Below are 17,024 nucleotides of genomic sequence, written 5' to 3'. Positions count from 1 at the left end.
TAATCTATAAAGTTTTCAAAGCTTGTTTAATTAGTTGCTCTACCGAAAGGCTTCCTTCTGTCACTTTTAATATTTGGTCTATAGTTTTTTCGGCAGTTTGTTTGGCGAATCCGAGCATTACCAATGCTGATAACGCTTCATCTTTAACAGTATTGTGTTGAGGCATAGAAATTAATGAATCTGCCCCTTCTTTTTTTAATTTATCCTGTAGTTCTAAAACCAGGCGTTGTGCGGTTTTTGCACCCAAGCCTTTTATCCGCTGTATCAGTGGCAGGTCTGCTTTAACAATTGCAGTTTGAATCTCTATTGGTGTGATGGAGGACAAAATCATCCTCCCGGTGTTTGGACCAATGCCCGATACCGAAATTAAATGTAAAAATAAACGGCGTTCGCCCTCATCAGCGAAGCCGTATAATGTATGTGCATCTTCTTTTACATGCAGCCAGGTATATAATTTGCACCTTTCTGCATCGCCCAAAGCGCTGTATGTGTTTAATGAGATATTGATATGATAGCCTATACCTCCGGCCTCAACCACAACATAAGCCGGGTTCTTGAATGTCAATCTACCATCAATATAGGCGTACATGTAATATTACTTTTTAGTTGTTTTCCCAAATATACCTTTTCGTTTCGATGTTGCAATTTCTTCTTTTCCCTGCACATCTACAACAGCTATGGTAACCATATTAACAATTTCGCGTACAGAACTACCTAATTGAACAATATGAACAGGTTTATTCAGTCCTAACAGGATTGGACCCACTGCTTCGGCACCGCCAAGCTCTTGTAACAATTTGTATGCAATGTTTCCGGATTCCAGATTTGGGAACACTAAAGTATTGGCCGGGGCATCTGCCAAAGTGCTAAATGGAAAATTATCCTGCAGCAATTCATTGTTGATGGCAAAATTCCCCTGCATTTCTCCATCCACTACAATTTCGGGATAGTTTTTATGAAGAAGCTTTACGGTTTCCCTAACTTTATTGGGAGTTATCCCATCGTTAGAACCAAAATTTGAATACGATAATAAAGCAATGCGCGGTTTAATGTTAAACTGTTTAACCGATTTATCGATCAGCAAAGTAATATCTACCAATTCCTCTGCCGTTGGATCTACGTTTACAGTGGTATCGCCAAAAAACACAGGACCTTTTTTGGTCATCATCATGTACATACCGGCAACGCGTTTAACACCTGGTTCCACACCGATTACCTGAAGGGCCGGTTTAATGGTAGCGCCGTAATTTTTAGTTAAACCCGAAATCATCGCATCAGCCTCTCCAAATTCAACCATCGAAGCACCATAGTAGTTACGGTCTCTTAATAGCTTTGTCGCGTCGCGCATAGAAGAAACCCCCTTTCGCTGGCGTTTTTTGAAAAGTGCTTCTGCATATTGTTTGGTTTTTTCAGGATTCTGCATCTGATCGATGATCTCTACGCCCCCGAGTTCCAAAGCATGCTCATCGATAATCGCCTGTATTTTTTCGCGGTTACCCAATAGGATCGGAATGGCAATATTTTCATCTTTGACGATCTGGGCAGCTTTTAAAATTTTATAATTATCAGCCTCTGCAAACACCACCCGTTTAGGATCCATTTTCGCTTTGGTTGTAACCGCTCTCATAATGGCATCATCCAAACCCAAACGTTTCCTGAGTTCTTCATTATAGGCATCCCAATCGGTAATAATTTTTCTGGCTACGCCGCTTTCAATTGCAGCTTTTGCCACAGCCGTTGATACTTCGGTAATCAACCTAAAATCAACAGGTTTTGGAATAATATAATCGCGTCCGAATTTTAAGTTTCGTGCATTGTAGGCCAGGTTAACCGCCTCAGGAACTGATTTTTTAGCCAATTCGGCAATTGCCTTAACTGCAGCAATTTTCATGGCTTCATTAATGCTGGTTGCGCGAACATCGAGCGCTCCGCGGAAAATATAAGGGAAACCCAGCACGTTATTTACCTGGTTCGGATAATCAGAACGGCCTGTAGCCATGATCAGATCTTTACGGGTTTTGATGGCCAGATCGTAGGCGATCTCAGGATTTGGATTCGCCATTGCGAAAACAATCGGGTTTTTGGCCATCCCCATCAACATGTCCGGGGAAATAACGTTTGCTGCCGAAAGTCCGATAAAAACATCTGCCCCTTTCATGGCTTCTCCAATATTGGCAATATCCTTCCTTGTGGTAGCGAAGCCCATTCGGATATCATCCAGGTCCGTACGGTGGATATCAATCAATCCATTGATATCGAACATCACCAGGTTCTCTTTTTTAACTCCTAAGCTCAGGTACATTTTAGAGCAGGAAACTGCGGCAGCACCTGCGCCACTTACCACAACCTTAATTTTATCTATTTTCTTTTTCTGGATTTCGCAGGCATTCAATAATGCTGCCCCAGAAATAATGGCCGTTCCATGCTGATCATCATGCATTACAGGGATATTCATCTCCTGCTTTAAACGTCGCTCAATCTCGAAACATTCAGGCGCCTTGATATCTTCCAGATTGATCCCTCCAAAGGTTGGCTCCAAAGCTTTAACGATTTTTACAAAATCATCTACATTTTCAGTATCCAGCTCCAAATCAAACACATCGATGTCGGAGAATATTTTAAATAAAAGACCTTTGCCTTCCATTACGGGCTTGCCCGCTTCGGGACCGATATTGCCCAGCCCTAAAACAGCTGTTCCGTTACTGATTACTGCAACTAAATTACCTTTAGCGGTATATTTGTAAACATCCTCTGTATTGTTTGCTATCTTTAAACAAGGTTCTGCAACTCCTGGAGAGTATGCCAGGGTTAAATCCCTTTGTGATGTTGTTGGCTTAGTAGGTACTACTTGTATCTTTCCCGGACGGCCTTGCGAGTGGTAATCCAACGCATCTTGCTTTCTATTCGTATTACTCATTAAGTAACTTATTAGTGACGGCGCAAAGGTACAATTCTTTTTATGAGGCTTAAAATAAAAAGCCGTTCAAAAAAAGTGAATGGGCAGTTAAGAGATTGAAGTTTAGTTTCTGAATTAAATGGGAAAAGCAAGCGGCCTGACTTCCTTTACCGATGGACTCCGTTATGGCAGCAATATTGCCCCAAAGAAATTTCACCGCTATTCCTTTAAATATAAATATTAGATTCCAGATAGGCTGTGAATTATCCTTTGCTGATTTTCAGGATCATCCCAGCTTGTAAACCGGCTTTTGACAAATTATTATCTCTTCTGATACTTTGTACGGTTGCCCCGTCAAATCGCTCTGCAATCTCCGATAAGGTATCGCCCATTTTCACTTTATAACTGAAAAACGATGATGGCGCTTTTAATGGTTTGTGGTTTTTGGCATAAATCTTCAACATTTGGCCAGGCACGAGTGTTTTGCTTTTTAAACCATTCCAAACCCTTAAATCTTGTACTTCTACACCAAATTTATCAGCAATTGTGGTTAAACTTTGTCCTGAGGTTACTTTATGAAAAACTACAGCTGATGCAGTTACGCTTTTATTCTTTTGCTTTCTTAAATCCCGGACATCATCGGTACTGGCAGCCACCACTTTCATGTCAACCTCTACTTCCTGGTTGTTCAGCACATCATAAATACCTGCATAATCGATATCCCTCAACTTTGGCATTACAATACGCTTTGGTTCATCATCGGTGCCGTTAACAATCTTCTTCTTATACGATGGATTTAAAGCCATCATAGCCGATTCTTCAATATTAAGCACCCTGGCCAAGGTAGCCAGAGATACAAACCGCGTAGTTTGTACGGTATCGGTTTTGAGGAACATATTCGAGGCCTGTGCCGTAATCTGGTGTTTGTGAGAATAGTTCATTACATAAACCGCAGCAATAAAGGCTGGCACATAATTTCTGGTTTCTTTGGGCAAAAACTGTCTGATTACCCAAAAATCCCTTGATCCTGCTTTATCAATGGCCCGGTTCACATTTCCCTTTCCACAGTTATAGGCAGCAATGGCCAGCAGCCAATCGCCAAGTTCTTCAAAAGCATCTCTAAAATAAGCTGCCGCAGCATAACTGGCCTGTATTGGATCTTTCCGTTCATCAACAAAATTATCCATCTTTAAGCCGTAAGCCTTGCCTGTGCCGAACATAAACTGCCAGATACCTGTAGCGCCCACTCTCGAAATCGCGTGCGGATTCATCTGCGATTCTACTATGGTAAGGTATTTTATTTCCTGCGGAATATTGTAATCCTTTAATGCTTTATCAAAAATGGGAAAGTAGTAACTCGATAAACCCATCATTTTACCAAACATGTCTTTACGTTTGGCATAAATATCAATATATTGCTGAACGTATTCGTTATAGGGAAGGGGTACTGTTTTGGCAATAGAATCGAGCCGGAGCTTATAAATAAAGTTCTGCCCCATAGTCAATGGGTTTTCGGAAACAGCCGGTACGGCTACGGTATCAGTATTGATAAAGATATTGTTACGAATCTTTGGCAGGCTATCCAGCTTGAGCGTTTGCTGCGCAGAAGAGGAAGAAATAATTCCTAAACAAGCACAAATTGAAGCAAAAAGTAATTTTTTAATCATGGGCTATTGGTTCAAATTTTCATTAACCATGGCTTGCATTCCTACAAAACCTTTATGCAGATTCTTTCTTCTTTCCAATAAAAAAGATTGAGAGAAAACTGCGCACTTTCCAGACTATACCTGGAAAGCAGTTAATAAAATGTCATTGCCATACTTGATTATAATGCTGTTTGCATTAAAAATTGTGCGTAATTTCAATGACAATAAAACTATGATAAAAATGCCTGAGAAAAAGCCAGAAGCTTATCTTCCTCAAAATGTTTGGCTGTAAATTGTATACTTAACGGTAAACCTGCCTCATTATTGCCTATTGGCAAAGCAATCCCCGGATTTCCGCTTAAAGATGGTAGCACTGTAAAAATATCGGCCATGTACATCACCAGTGCATCCTGCAGGTGATCACCTATTTTAAAAGCTGCTGTTGGAGCCACAGGAGATAGAATCAGGTCATAATCCTGAAATAAAACATCCATTTTTTCTCTGATCAGCCGACGTACCTGCTGTGCTTTTTGATAATAAGCATCGTAATACCCTGCACTTAAAACAAAAGTACCTAAAAGGATACGACGTTTAACTTCTTCGCCAAAGCCTTCGGCCCGGGATAATTTATAAAGTTCATTTAGGGATTTTGCTTCCATGTTACGGTATCCGTAGTGAACGCCGTCGTAACGCGAAAGATTTGATGAAGCTTCGGCAGTTGTTAAAATATAATATGCCGGCACCAGATAATCCAGCAGATCAAAAGAAACATACGTTACCGTATGTCCATCAGCTTTGAGCTGCTCAATTGATTTTAAAATAGCAGATTTGATTTCAGGATCAAGCGCTTCGCTTTCTATCGTTTCCTTTAATACCGCTATCTTATGTTTTTTCTGTTCATTTAACAAAACAGGATAATCAGGCACGGTAAGAGGAGAAACTGTTGAATCGTAATCATCTGCACCTGCTAAAACCTGTAAAAGCAGGGCTGCATCTTCTACTGAAGAGGTAATGGGGCCAACCTGATCAAAGGAAGAAGCGTAAGCAATCACCCCATATCTCGAAATACGGCCATATGTAGGTTTAAGACCAATCTGTCCGCAAAATGCAGCCGGCTGTCTTACAGAGCCACCCGTATCAGTACCCAGTGCAGCTAAACACATATCAGCCTGAACGGCTACCGCCGAGCCACCTGAAGATCCACCCGGAACAAGCTCCGGGTTTGCTGCATTTTTAGTCGGCCCAAAGTAGGATGTTTCATTAGAACCGCCCATCGCAAATTCATCGCAGTTTAACCGGCCTATAATAACGGCATCTTCCTGTAATAAACGTTGCACAACGGTAGAAGAATATGGAGATACAAAGCCTTCAAGCATTTTTGATGATGCCGTAACGATATGGCCTTCATAACAGATATTATCTTTAATACCAATTACCATCCCTGCAAGTTTACCTGCAGTTCCATTTTCTATCCTTTGCTGTACCGCTTTCGCCTGAACTTCGGCCGATAAAAAAAACACCTCATTAAATGCATTGAGGTGTTCATTATTTTTAATTTGCTTAAAATAATAAGCCAATAAATCGGGTAAAGTTAATTGCTTTTGCGAAATGAGTGTCTGAATCTCCTTCAGAGAGCTGTATTTCTTCAAAACTTAAAATTATTGCAATTAAACAGTTTTATCACGGTTAGATGGATCTACCTGATCTCCATCAACACCATCTTTACCATCTTTAAATTCTTTAACACCTTTACCTAAACCCCTCATCAGTTCAGGAATTTTTTTACCACCAAATAATAACAATACCACTACCGCAATAATGATAATTTCTGGTGTTCCAAGCATTGCTGCTATTGTTGTATTTAACATAACTTTTTGTTTAAACTTTTTCTTTGTCTGTTGTTATTTTCTCCTCAACTGGCTTAGTGGCTTCAGTATGCGCTGTGCCAGGGGTTACCGTCTCATCAACAGGCGATTCTTCTGTAGGATGATGGCGCTGGTTGTGATTTTGTGCTGTTTCTTCTGCTTCCTCTTTATCCAGATCCATTGCATTGATATTTCTATGGATCTCACGCTTTACACCGTCAGAGGCATCTTTAAACTCCCTGATCCCTTTCCCAAGCCCTCTTGCCAGTTCAGGTAATTTTTTACCCCCGAACAACAACAGAACTACTACCAAAATGAGCACGATCTCCGATCCACCCATGTTTAAAAACTCTAATAACGTGCCTTGATACATCACTAATATAATTTATACAAATATAGACATTTTAAAAACTATTCTTTTATTTACTGATCCAGGCTTCCGGATTCAATTTTGTCTGGCCACGCATAATTTCAAAATGGAGTTCTGCAATATCTCCTGTATTGGCCAAAATCCCAATAGTTTGATGGGTACTTACCTTATCCCCTTTGCTTACACTTGTCGATTTAAGGTTCTGGTAAATGGTAAAATAGTTACCATGCATTAATATCACCACATATTTACCGTAAATAAGGCTGACACCTAAAACTTCGCCATCAAATACCGCTTTTACTGCTGCACCTTCTGAAGCAGTAATATTTACACCTTCATTATTCATGCTTGCCTGGTCTACCTTGTGTATACCGAAGTGTTCGGTAATTGTGCCGGACACCGGGTATGGTAAACGGCCTCTGTTATTTTCAAACCCAGCAGCAAGTTTTGCCGATCCGGCACTATTGGTTAGCAGCTCATTGGTATTCTTTTCTTTAACTGCCGCCGGCGCTGCTGGAACAGGTTTGTTTTCTGCCTTTGCTTTAGCCGCCGCAGCCTTAGCCTCTGCCGCGGCTTTCGCTGCTGCTATGCGTGCCTCTTCAGCTGCTTTTCTTCTTGCTTCTTCAATTGCGCGTTGAATGGCTAAACGAATCGCTTTATCAATCTGTGCCTGTTGTTTGATACGGGTATTAATATCCTGTTTAAACTGCCTCTCCTGCTTACTCAGCTTATTGAGCACCACAGATTGCTCACTTTTATCTTTTCCCAAACGCTCACGCTCCCTCTCTTGCTCTTTCAGCAGATCGCTTTTTTCCCTAAGCGTTTTATCCAGCACCTTAATCTTTCCGTTCAGTTCTAGCTGTGTGTTCTCTATATAGCCAGCCTGTTTTTTACGGTACTGACTGAATTGCTGCAAATATTTGATCCGTTTATAAGCCTGGTTAAAATCCTTTGATGCAAAAATGAACATCATCTTATCATACGAATTTCTATTTCGCTGCGCAAAGCGAATCATACCTGCATACTCTTTTTTAAGATCGCCTAACTGACCTTGTAACGTATGTACGGTATTTGTGTTCTGAGAGATTTGATTATCCAGATTTTTTATTTCAGAGTTAATGGTACCAATTTTATCCTGGCGCAACCTAATCTGGGCATTTATGGCATTAATCTGTTGTATAGTAAGCTTTTTACCACTGGCCGTTTTATTCAAATTCTTTTGAAGCTGTTCTATTTCACGTTGTATAGCTTCTTTTTTCCTTCTGAGCTGGCTTTCCGTTTGTGCAACTGCAGAGATCGTTAACACGCTTAAAAAAAAGATAAATAGGAGTTTCTGTAGCTTCATTAAGCCAAAAGTATAAAATTTTTACAGTAAAAAACACTAAAGTTGAGATACTAACGTCATAATTACTTATTACAGAACCCTCTTCATATATTCTTCATCCAATATAAAGATTGCCAAATTGCCTGATGCAAGCAGCAGGTTTTTTGGCAACTATTAAAATTAACTGTAATTACTATTATTTTACAACCGTAAACCTCTTTGGTACATTAAACGGAAAATCGACCGGAACATTGCCGTCAATTTTTACATATTGAAGATCGATATTTATTGTTTTCGCTTTAGATAGCGTTTTGATCTTCAGCGCACCAGGAAATAAAAATTCGTTTAATTTTTGATAATCTGAATACGTAACTTTCAATGCCTGCCCATTTTTAGCATCATTTAAATTGGTTTCAGATACTTTGAAAAGTGTATTAAAGAGCAACCTGTAATCTAGCTCCGATTTACTTCCGGAAACAACCCAAACCCCGTTCTCCTGTTTAACATCCGATTCCGGAACTAAAAACTCGCCCACGGCATTACCCGTTAAGATGGCCTGCAGGGTGTTAAAATTAACCTGTTTGTTGGTAAAATTGTAAACATAACTGAACGGTTTTTTGAGGTACTCGTTTTTCATCCGGTTCATAATCTTGATGCTATCAGGCGTAATTAACGCTCTTGCCACCTCTGCCATTCCACCCAATGCCGTAATGCTTACCCAAATGGTCTCCTTATCTTTCATTTTGAAATTCATGGTTACATCATTCGCATTACCGGCAATATCCAAAGTTGCTTTTGCTTTAAGTGAAAGCGTATTAAATTTAAGCTGTTTGCTATTCAACAGGGTTAAGGCTTCTGCTTTGGTATTATCTGTTTTGGTTTCCGTTTTGGTAGGAGGGGCCACTACAATTTCTTTTTTAGGTTTACATGCTGAAACAAAGATTACCGCTCCTAACAGGAATACACTATTTAAAATATTTTTTTTCATTGATCTTCTTAATTAATACTTCTGATCCGTTTCCGGCCTCTTTTGCTTTTTGCCATTGGATTAATGCAGCATCTTTTTCACCTTTCATAAAAAGTATATCTCCATATCGCTCCAGGTAAACACCGTTTTTACTGCTATTGTTTTGTAAAGCCTTTTCAATCCATATCTTCGCCAGATCGTATTTTTGCTGTTTAAACAGAATGAAGGCATAAGTATCTGCAACGGAAGAATTATTCGGCATGGCATGTGCAGCTGTTTCAGCATATTTAGCCGCCTTCGTTAAGTCATCATTTCTCAATGCCAAGTAATAGGCATAATTATTCATGATCAGATAATTATCTGGCTCTGTTGCAATCGCTTTCTCGAAAGCCGTTTTAGCCTGTGCAAAATTATTCTGGTTGAGGTAAACATCGCCCTGAAGTGCATAAATCTGCGCCTGGAGGCTTTTGTTCTCTACATCCAATTGTGACGAGGTTTTTAAATTGCTTTGGGCAGCTTCATATTTACCGGTTTTAAAAGCTGCATAAGCCATATAATAATATAAACTGGCCTGGTTAGGATAAATGCTTAAAGCCTCTTCGCCAACTTTTAGGGCTTCATCGTAATGTCCAAGCAACGTTTGGATATTAATCACCTGTTCCCATACGATGTAAATCTGCTCATTAAGTCGCAACGCAGCCTGATATTGTAACAATGCTTCTTTCAAGTTATTCTGCTGATAGAGTACATCGCCGTAAAGGGCCAATGCTTTGGCTTCTGTAGGGTTTTTCTCTGCAACCAGCTTACTCAGTTCAGCTGCATTTTTAGCCACAATAGGCTGGTTTAGTTTAGGAAAAAGTGCGGCAATGATCTTTACCTTTTCTGCAAGCGGCATTTCATTGCTTTGAAAAGCCAGTTTTAAGGATAAAAAGGCTGCTTCATCATTTTTTTGCTTACGGTAGATATCGGCCAAAGCCAGGTTTACTTCAAAATTATTCGGTTCAAGTTGCTGTGCTTTGGTTAATACCTTTAAGGCTTCCGGGTCGTTCCCTTTTTGTAAAAGCAAACCTGCAGCGTATAAATAATTCTTTACATCCGCCTGGTTACCTTCCAACAACTTCACAATATCACTTTCTGTAGCATTGCCGTTAGATTGCAGGCGCTTTCTGGCATTTGCAAGATCTCTTGAATTACCAAATTTACCCTCAATTTCTTCATAGGTCTTTTTGGCGGCATCCAGCTGATTGGCCAAAAACTGTGCATTGGCCTTATCAAAATAATAGGCGTCGTTTTCAGGATCGAGACGGATGAGTTGGTTAAATACCCCGATCAGTTCGGGCATATTATTGCTGCGTTTATACACCTCTCCCAACAAACGCCAGTACCATAAATTTCCGTCATTTATTTTAATGGCCTGTTTAATATGCTGTTCAGCTTCCAAAAGCTTATCTAAACGCAGGTCTGCGTTGGCCAGTTCGAAATAAGCAGCATGGTTATTAGGATCTAACCCGACGATTTTATTGAAATTGGAAGCGGCCTGAACATAATTTTCAGACATTTTCTCCCGAAGACCGGCAAAGAACAATTGCTTTACCATATTGCTATCGCGATTGGTAGCAGGCGTAACTGTCCCCTGCCCAAAAGCCTGGAAGCCGGCCAAAGTAGCCCCAATAAGAAAATGCACCTTATACTTCATATCATCCAAAAATTAACTCCAAACTCCCAACTGAGAACTCCAAACTATTTTCCCGTATGCCCGTAACCACCTTCGCCGCGAGCCGTTTCGCCCAGTGCTGTAACCGGCTGCCAGCTCACCGTTTCGTGTTTGGCCACTACCATTTGTGCAATCCTGTCGCCATTAACGATCTTAAAATCAGTATCTGATAAATTTACCAATAAAACTTTTATTTCGCCACGATAATCGGCATCTATAGTACCGGGTGAATTTACGATACTGATGCCATGTTTGTAAGCCAGGCCACTTCTTGGTCTGATTTGTGCTTCGTAACCAACCGGCAGCTCAATAAACAGGCCCGTTGGTACCAGCAACCGTTGTAAAGGTTTTAAAATAATGTCTTCGGTTATTGCCGCTCTTAAATCCATTCCTGCCGCATGCGCAGTTTCATATTGTGGAAGCGGATGCCCGGATGTATTGATGATTTTTATTTCCATTTTTTTTTTAGATGTGAGATTGAAGATGCCGGATCTAAGATGGCCATCGGCCAATTATTTCTTTAACATTTTCATTAATTCATTTTTCTCAAAATAAGCAACAACTGCTACAAAAGCAATCAGCATTGCATTGCCAATGTAAATGTTGCTTTTAAATACAAAAAATGAACAGAATACAATGATCGTTGAAATAATTAAATAAGATAAAATCTTTTTAAGGTTGTAAGGAATAGGATAATACTTCTGTCCGAGAACATATGATAAAACCATCATTACAAAATAAGCCAGCATACTTACCCATGCAGACCCCATATAACTAAACCGTGGAATGAGAACAATATTAAGTACGATTGTAATGATTGCTCCGGCGACAGAAATATATAGCCCGAAACGGGTTTGATCGGATAGTCGGTACCAGATAGAAAGGTTCATATAAATACCCAGGCAAACGTATCCCAATAACAAATACGGTACCGCCGGTAAACCTACCCAATATTCTTGTTTACGGATGAAAAATTTAAGTAGTTCAATGTTGGCAATTATGGCAACAAAAAGAATAGATAGGGCAATTACAAAATACTTCAAAATCGTAGCATAGGTATTCCTTGCGTTTTTCTCTTTTGCATGGCTAAAGAAAAATGGTTCGGCACCCAGTCTGAAAGCTGTGATAAAAATACTTAAGAATATTGCTATTTTACATACTGCACCATAAATACCAACCTCTCCATCGGCTATTTCAGGTGGCAATAGCTTTTTAAGCACTATCTTATCTAAATTCTCGTTTACAATAAATGACAGATTTGCTACTAAAATTGGCCAGCTGTAAGAAAACATATTTCTAAAAAGCTTACTATCGAAACGTAATTGCAATTTCATAAATTCCGGCAGCAAATAAATCAGGGTAGCAACAGAGGCGATAAGGTTAGCTACGAAAACATAACCGATCCATTGGTTCCTGTACCATGAAGTAAACCATTCTACACCTACCCAGTTGTGTTTTATGATGGCAGGAATGAGGTAAATAAATACGAGGTTAAAACCAACAAAGCAGCCAATATTTAAAAATTTGGCAACACTGTATTTAAATGGCCGACCATCTGCGCGCAATTTCGCAAAGGGGATTACGCAAATAGCATCAATAAAAAGTATCCATAAAAAGAAACTCACATACTGTTTATAATCTGCAATTTCAGATGCTTTTGTTGCCAAGTAACCTGCAATCGAAGAGGAAAAAATTAAGCCCGTAACTAAGAAAAGTGTCGAAATAAAAGCAATGCAAAGAAATGAATTGTTATATACCTGTTGCTTTTTGTCTTCAAACTTATTTAAATACCTAAAGTAGGTACTTTCCATACCAAAGGCCAAAACTGCATTGATCAACGATGCATTGGCGTACATATTAGTGAAAATGCCATAAACACCTTTTTGATAAACACCGGTATAGATAGGTGTGAGAATGAAATTGAACAGCCTGGAAAAAACGGTACTGATACCGTAAACCATGGTTTGTCCAAGAAATTTTTTATATACAGACATTTAGTATCGCGATAGAAGCATCAGGTATCAAGATTATACACAGATAGCGATCTTGCTACTTGATACAAAATACTTGTTACTTTTTAAAGACTTCAAAATTACGATAGTTTTTTACTTCGCCATTGCTTACCTCTACATTTTCAACACGCGATCGGTCAGGACCTTCATGGCACCAGTTCACAAATTCTTCCAGAAAAATATCTTCGCCTTCCGCTTCGATATAAACCGATCCGTCTTTTTCGTTCCTTACAAAACCATTTACCATCATCTGGTTGGCAATCATTTTAGTGGTTTCTCTAAAACCAACGCCCTGCACTTTACCTGTTACTTTTATATTGAGGTGTTTCATTTAATGTTGTAAAGTTGAAATATCGCTGTAAAGGTAAATGAATTATCACAATTCTTCAGCACCTGTTACCGAAGGTATATAACTGATTAACGATAATCTTCAGTCTGAATTATGATAGGAGTATTAAACAATTAAAACCACAGCAAAAAATGGTTATGATCCATTAAACAAAACTATAATTAGACTGGTTATCATTAGCACTAATTTTTCGGGAATAGCTTAACATTTAGGTAATTTGAATTTTAAAAACGGAGACAATAATGAGTGTACATATAGGACTGATGATCTGGAAGGAAATGAAAACCAAAGAGATTCCCATTTCCATATTTGCAAAAAAGTTGGGCATTAGCAAAATCAAGGCGCAGGAAATTATTAACAGTCCTACCTTAGATGTTTCTCTACTTGCCAATGTGAGTGAGGTACTCGGCTACAATTTTTTTAGCTACTACGAAAAAGGCAAGGTATTTTCCGAGTTCAGTAAAAAGGAAACACAGGCATCAGCAGAAGAAATCAAAAGATTAAAAAGCCTGCTCAGTGAGAAGAACAAAACGATTGAACTTAAAGATAAAATCATCCAAAATCTTTCGCACACTGTTTCTCTGCTTGAAAAAGTCCAGTACCGTTAATTTGGCAGGTCATAAATTATTTTGGTTTTACCCTGATTTTTGAGATAAACTGCAGCATGGCTGATACACTTCAGCTTAACTATCCAATTCGTTGCGCAGCTGCGCAAGCTGCGCTAATTTATTTTTAAATTCATGCCATATTTCTTCAAGTATAACCCTGGCAGGTTTGATACTTTTCAGCATTGCCGAAACCTGCCCGATCTCCAGTTCTCCATTTTCTATATCACCTTCAAACATTCCCAGTTTTGCCCTGGCATGCCCCAAAAGCTCAGCCAGTTCTTTCGGGCTTGCACCTGTAGCTTCAGCATGGGCAACAGCATCGGCAAATTCGTTTTTCAATAACCTTACCGGAACCAGTTTTTTCATGGCCAATTTTGTGTCTCCTTCAGTAGCGGCAATAATTTTATGTTTGAATGCTTCATGAGCAGATGATTCTTCGGCTAACGCAAAAGCAGAACCGATTTGAACCGCATCGGCACCTAAGGCAAATGCAGCCAGCATGGCTTTTCCACTCCCAATACCTCCAGCCGCGATAACCGGAATTTCAACCTTTTCTTTAATCATCGGGATTAAACACATGGTAGTGGTTTCTTCTCTCCCGTTATGCCCTCCGGCTTCAAAACCTTCGGTAACAATGGCATCAACACCAGCTTCCTGTGCTTTTATCGCAAATTTTGTATTTGCAATAACATGAACAACTGTAACACCCCTTTCTTTTAAAAAACTGGTCCATGTTGCTGGATTACCAGCAGAAGAAAATACAATTTTCACCTGCTCTTCAATTACAACATCTATAATTTCCTGAATATTAGGGTAAAGCAATGGTATATTAACGCCAAAAGGCTGATGAGTGGCCAATTTGCATTTTTGAATATGTGATCTTAAAACATCAGGGTACATCGAACCTGCACCAATAATGCCTAATCCTCCAGCATTTGAAACCGCCGAAGCCAGTTTCCAGCCACTGCACCAGACCATTCCAGCCTGGATAATCGGGTATTTGATATTAAAAAGTTTACAGATGGGGTTCATAAGGAAATTTACTTTATAAATGATAGGAGAATTAGTGAGTATCAATTGATTCTGAAAGGATTCTATATAATTCTAAATTAAGAAAATAGTGGCCTTTGCCTAAACTTCTTTTTTCAAGAATTCTCATCCGTTGGCTAATTTAAAATTAACCTTAAAAATTTAGTTTTTTAAGGTTAAAAGATAAAATCGAATTAAAAAGATTGAAACTGACACTTTGTACATTAAAAATGCTTATTTTTAATGCACAAAGATGATACAACCTTAAAACTTAGGACGAAATAAGTTTATGCTTTAAAAAAAACGTTTTTAAAGTTATTAGAAAAATGAATAATTCTTTAAATCAACCGCCTCACCAGGTCATTTTCAATCTTAAAATCAGCCGATAATTGGATTAAATTCAATCCTGGCTTTTTATCAGCTTCAATGGTTCCCATTTGCTGATCAAGCCCCAAAAATTCTGCTCCATTTATGGTAGCCCAGCTTAGCAGTTTTTCAAAAGAAACCTGTTTATATTTCTGCAAGGTGAGCATCTCTGATAGGATATTAAGCTGATGGTTACTGGCTAAACTATCTGTTCCCAAGGTGATTTTTACGTTTTCATCTATTAAAAGATCAACATTAGGTAAAGCATTTTCGATATATAAGTTAGCTTGCGGACAAAGGCACCAGTATAAATTGGGATTGCTTTGCTTAGCAAAATCAATATCTGCTTTATTCGTAACCGTGTTGTGTACCAATAATGTTTTTTCCTTTTTTATATAAGGCAGCCAGGATTTTAATGAAGTTTTATTTGTTGGAACAAAAAAAGAGAGATCCATTCCTAAAAACTCATAAAGCTTTAAAAAACCGCCTGTTTTACTTTCAAAAAAAGTATTTTCATCAACGGTTTCCTGGTTATGCACGCTGATAAATACACTTGATTTTTGTGCTTCTTGCCTGATCAATTCAAATAGCTCAGGTGAAACGGTATAAGGTGCATGCGGAACTATGGCTGCTGGCAGGGGTTCAAAATCGCGCTTAATTTCCCTCAAATGATCCATTATAGCACTCGCACGTTCCGGGTTAAAACCTAAGGCTTCTATAAAAGTATAATAATAAATCTTACTGCCTTCTTTTACCTTTTTAGAAGAAATCTGGTTGGAAATATCGCCAACAGCAACAATTCCATTATCGAACATCTGTCGATCGGCTTTTTGCATAGCTAAATCGATCTGACCGGCATCGGCCTGTCTGCTTTTAATAATATGCTGTACAAATTCTACCAAACCTGTTTGCCGGGGAATTTGACCCCACAGGTGTGATAACTCTAAATGACAATGGGTATTAATAAAGCCCGGAACGATGGCGCCCTTATACTTAATGATCTCCAAATCAAGGTTCACCCAATCTTCTTCGGCTAAAACCTCTTTTATTTCGCCATCAGGATTTACGGCTACTACTCCGTTTTTAATTGGCGGGGAAGAAACAGGGAAGACCCAATCAGCTGAAAAGTATTTTAACATACCGCAAATTAATGGAATAATCGGAGCAAATAAAATATTTCCCTGGTCTGCGTTATTTTGGTAATGACTGAGTTTGGAAATTGCCGCCCTAAGGATGAGAATAAGAAAAAAGAGCCTCCTATCGGAATCGAACCAATGACCTACTGATTACAAGTCAGTTGCTCTACCAGCTGAGCTAAGGAGGCTTAATCGGGCTGCAATGATAGAAAAAAATCTTCATTTTTAAAAATTGAAAATTATTTTTTCTACTATAGGTAGTGAATAGCTTCTGGTCATCCAGAATATTTATTTATAAATACCATTTGGTCAGTAGTCCATGTTTAAACCGGCATGCCATCAGCAACCAGCAAACAAAAACTTGTAGTGCTTCACCTCAAAGTGTAGACAAACTCCACAGCCTTAAAAGTTTGGCACAAAAATAATTATCTAAAAACCAACCACTTAACTAAACTAATCCATTTGGCATCATTATGAAACATAAGCAAGTATTGTTACACAAATTAAATTTAAAAATATATACTATGAAAAAGTTCGTTTTAGCAGCTACAGTATTAGCATTAGCAGGATTCTCAACAGTAAAAGCAAGTGAAGTAAGTACAATGAAAAACGCTGCAATTGTTGCGGTTCAAGATAGCGCAGTAAAAACTCCGGTTAAATTGGAAGAACTTCCTGAGCCCGTAACTACAGCATTAAAATCTGATGCTTACAAAGGATGGACCGCTACTGAAGCCTGGTCGGT

General features: G+C 38.9%; 16 protein-coding genes and 1 tRNA gene. 2 read left to right on the top strand and 15 right to left on the bottom strand.

The window, feature by feature from the left end; genetic code table 11:
- Positions 1-4: 4 nt before the first annotated feature.
- The 12 genes from ruvA to ACFE6N_RS17590 form a co-directional block, all read right to left on the bottom strand.
- Positions 5-589: a Holliday junction branch migration protein RuvA gene (ruvA, locus tag ACFE6N_RS17645; protein ID WP_090982937.1), complete on the bottom strand. Its 585-nt coding sequence runs from the start codon at positions 587-589 to the stop codon at positions 5-7.
- A gap of 6 nt (positions 590-595) precedes the next feature.
- Positions 596-2,917 (bottom strand): NADP-dependent malic enzyme, encoded by a 2,322-nt coding sequence (locus ACFE6N_RS17640; protein WP_090982935.1) that lies wholly within the window; start codon positions 2,915-2,917, stop codon positions 596-598.
- 242 nt (positions 2,918-3,159) lie between these two features.
- Entirely contained in the window at positions 3,160-4,563 is a 1,404-nt protein-coding gene (locus ACFE6N_RS17635; protein WP_378938575.1) for a transglycosylase SLT domain-containing protein, read from the bottom strand.
- A 209-nt stretch (positions 4,564-4,772) separates the two neighbouring features.
- Positions 4,773-6,191, bottom strand: coding sequence for an Asp-tRNA(Asn)/Glu-tRNA(Gln) amidotransferase subunit GatA (gatA, locus tag ACFE6N_RS17630; RefSeq protein ID WP_378938573.1), 1,419 nt, complete (start codon positions 6,189-6,191; stop codon positions 4,773-4,775).
- 18 nt (positions 6,192-6,209) lie between these two features.
- Positions 6,210-6,410: a twin-arginine translocase TatA/TatE family subunit gene (locus ACFE6N_RS17625; protein ID WP_029986031.1), complete on the bottom strand. Its 201-nt coding sequence runs from the start codon at positions 6,408-6,410 to the stop codon at positions 6,210-6,212.
- Between the two features lie 10 nt (positions 6,411-6,420).
- Complete coding sequence (locus ACFE6N_RS17620) at positions 6,421-6,780, bottom strand: twin-arginine translocase TatA/TatE family subunit (protein ID WP_378938571.1); 360 nt, start codon at positions 6,778-6,780, stop codon at positions 6,421-6,423.
- Positions 6,781-6,826: 46 nt separating this feature from the next.
- The gene (locus tag ACFE6N_RS17615; protein WP_378938569.1) at positions 6,827-8,122 is read right to left on the bottom strand and encodes a murein hydrolase activator EnvC family protein; all 1,296 of its coding nucleotides are present in this window, start codon (positions 8,120-8,122) and stop codon (positions 6,827-6,829) included.
- A gap of 175 nt (positions 8,123-8,297) precedes the next feature.
- Positions 8,298-9,089 carry a DUF4292 domain-containing protein gene (locus ACFE6N_RS17610; RefSeq protein WP_134204664.1) on the bottom strand — a complete coding sequence of 264 codons (792 nt, stop codon included), beginning with the start codon at positions 9,087-9,089 and terminating at the stop codon, positions 8,298-8,300.
- Positions 9,067-10,764, bottom strand: a complete 1,698-nt coding sequence (locus tag ACFE6N_RS17605) for a tetratricopeptide repeat protein (protein WP_378938567.1) — start codon at positions 10,762-10,764, stop codon at positions 9,067-9,069. Before ACFE6N_RS17605 ends, ACFE6N_RS17610 begins: the two co-directional genes overlap by 23 nt.
- A 44-nt stretch (positions 10,765-10,808) precedes the next feature.
- Positions 10,809-11,240: a dUTP diphosphatase gene (gene dut, locus ACFE6N_RS17600; RefSeq protein WP_134204662.1), complete on the bottom strand. Its 432-nt coding sequence runs from the start codon at positions 11,238-11,240 to the stop codon at positions 10,809-10,811.
- 54 nt (positions 11,241-11,294) lie between these two features.
- Positions 11,295-12,776 (bottom strand): polysaccharide biosynthesis C-terminal domain-containing protein, encoded by a 1,482-nt coding sequence (locus tag ACFE6N_RS17595; protein ID WP_378938565.1) that lies wholly within the window; start codon positions 12,774-12,776, stop codon positions 11,295-11,297.
- Between the two features lie 76 nt (positions 12,777-12,852).
- Positions 12,853-13,125 (bottom strand): acylphosphatase, encoded by a 273-nt coding sequence (locus ACFE6N_RS17590; RefSeq protein WP_090982922.1) that lies wholly within the window; start codon positions 13,123-13,125, stop codon positions 12,853-12,855.
- Between the two features lie 260 nt (positions 13,126-13,385).
- Here ACFE6N_RS17590 and ACFE6N_RS17585 point away from each other — a divergent pair, with 260 nt between their 5' ends.
- Positions 13,386-13,751 (top strand): hypothetical protein, encoded by a 366-nt coding sequence (locus ACFE6N_RS17585; protein WP_378938563.1) that lies wholly within the window; start codon positions 13,386-13,388, stop codon positions 13,749-13,751.
- A 75-nt stretch (positions 13,752-13,826) separates the two neighbouring features.
- On the opposite strand, the gene ACFE6N_RS17580 is transcribed toward ACFE6N_RS17585, so the two are convergent.
- The 3 genes from ACFE6N_RS17580 to ACFE6N_RS17570 form a co-directional block, all read right to left on the bottom strand.
- The gene (locus ACFE6N_RS17580) at positions 13,827-14,783 is read right to left on the bottom strand and encodes an NAD(P)H-dependent flavin oxidoreductase (RefSeq protein ID WP_378938561.1); all 957 of its coding nucleotides are present in this window, start codon (positions 14,781-14,783) and stop codon (positions 13,827-13,829) included.
- A 335-nt stretch (positions 14,784-15,118) separates the two neighbouring features.
- On the bottom strand, positions 15,119-16,285 hold the full coding sequence (locus ACFE6N_RS17575; protein ID WP_378938559.1) for an amidohydrolase family protein: 1,167 nt from the start codon (positions 16,283-16,285) through the stop codon (positions 15,119-15,121).
- A 112-nt stretch (positions 16,286-16,397) separates the two neighbouring features.
- Positions 16,398-16,470 (bottom strand) — tRNA-Thr (locus ACFE6N_RS17570).
- 336 nt (positions 16,471-16,806) lie between these two features.
- Between ACFE6N_RS17570 and ACFE6N_RS17565 the strand changes: the two genes are divergently transcribed.
- Positions 16,807-17,024, top strand: a 218-nt coding sequence (locus ACFE6N_RS17565; protein WP_378938557.1) for a hypothetical protein, incomplete at its 3' end; no start/stop codon positions are given.

Origin of the sequence: Pedobacter sp. BG31 (assembly GCF_042464845.1) — a bacterium.
Classification (GTDB): Bacteria; Bacteroidota; Bacteroidia; order Sphingobacteriales; family Sphingobacteriaceae; genus Pedobacter; species Pedobacter suwonensis.
The sequence above is the reverse complement of the archived record's forward strand: the minus strand, read 5'-3'. Positions and strand labels throughout refer to the sequence as shown.

Bases quoted from the DNA above. Each gene is read 5' to 3' on its own strand.
- ruvA (WP_090982937.1), bottom strand. From the start codon at position 589: ATGTACGCCTATATTGATGGTAGATTGACATTCAAGAACCCGGCTTAT.
- ACFE6N_RS17640 (WP_090982935.1), bottom strand. From the start codon at position 2,917: ATGAGTAATACGAATAGAAAGCAAGATGCGTTGGATTACCACTCGCAA.
- ACFE6N_RS17635 (WP_378938575.1), bottom strand. From the start codon at position 4,563: ATGATTAAAAAATTACTTTTTGCTTCAATTTGTGCTTGTTTAGGAATT.
- ACFE6N_RS17625 (WP_029986031.1), bottom strand. From the start codon at position 6,410: ATGTTAAATACAACAATAGCAGCAATGCTTGGAACACCAGAAATTATC.
- ACFE6N_RS17620 (WP_378938571.1), bottom strand. From the start codon at position 6,780: ATGTATCAAGGCACGTTATTAGAGTTTTTAAACATGGGTGGATCGGAG.
- ACFE6N_RS17615 (WP_378938569.1), bottom strand. From the start codon at position 8,122: ATGAAGCTACAGAAACTCCTATTTATCTTTTTTTTAAGCGTGTTAACG.
- ACFE6N_RS17610 (WP_134204664.1), bottom strand. From the start codon at position 9,089: ATGAAAAAAAATATTTTAAATAGTGTATTCCTGTTAGGAGCGGTAATC.
- ACFE6N_RS17605 (WP_378938567.1), bottom strand. From the start codon at position 10,764: ATGAAGTATAAGGTGCATTTTCTTATTGGGGCTACTTTGGCCGGCTTC.
- dut (WP_134204662.1), bottom strand. From the start codon at position 11,240: ATGGAAATAAAAATCATCAATACATCCGGGCATCCGCTTCCACAATAT.
- ACFE6N_RS17595 (WP_378938565.1), bottom strand. From the start codon at position 12,776: ATGTCTGTATATAAAAAATTTCTTGGACAAACCATGGTTTACGGTATC.
- ACFE6N_RS17590 (WP_090982922.1), bottom strand. From the start codon at position 13,125: ATGAAACACCTCAATATAAAAGTAACAGGTAAAGTGCAGGGCGTTGGT.
- ACFE6N_RS17585 (WP_378938563.1), top strand. From the start codon at position 13,386: ATGAGTGTACATATAGGACTGATGATCTGGAAGGAAATGAAAACCAAA.
- ACFE6N_RS17580 (WP_378938561.1), bottom strand. From the start codon at position 14,783: ATGAACCCCATCTGTAAACTTTTTAATATCAAATACCCGATTATCCAG.
- ACFE6N_RS17575 (WP_378938559.1), bottom strand. From the start codon at position 16,285: ATGTTAAAATACTTTTCAGCTGATTGGGTCTTCCCTGTTTCTTCCCCG.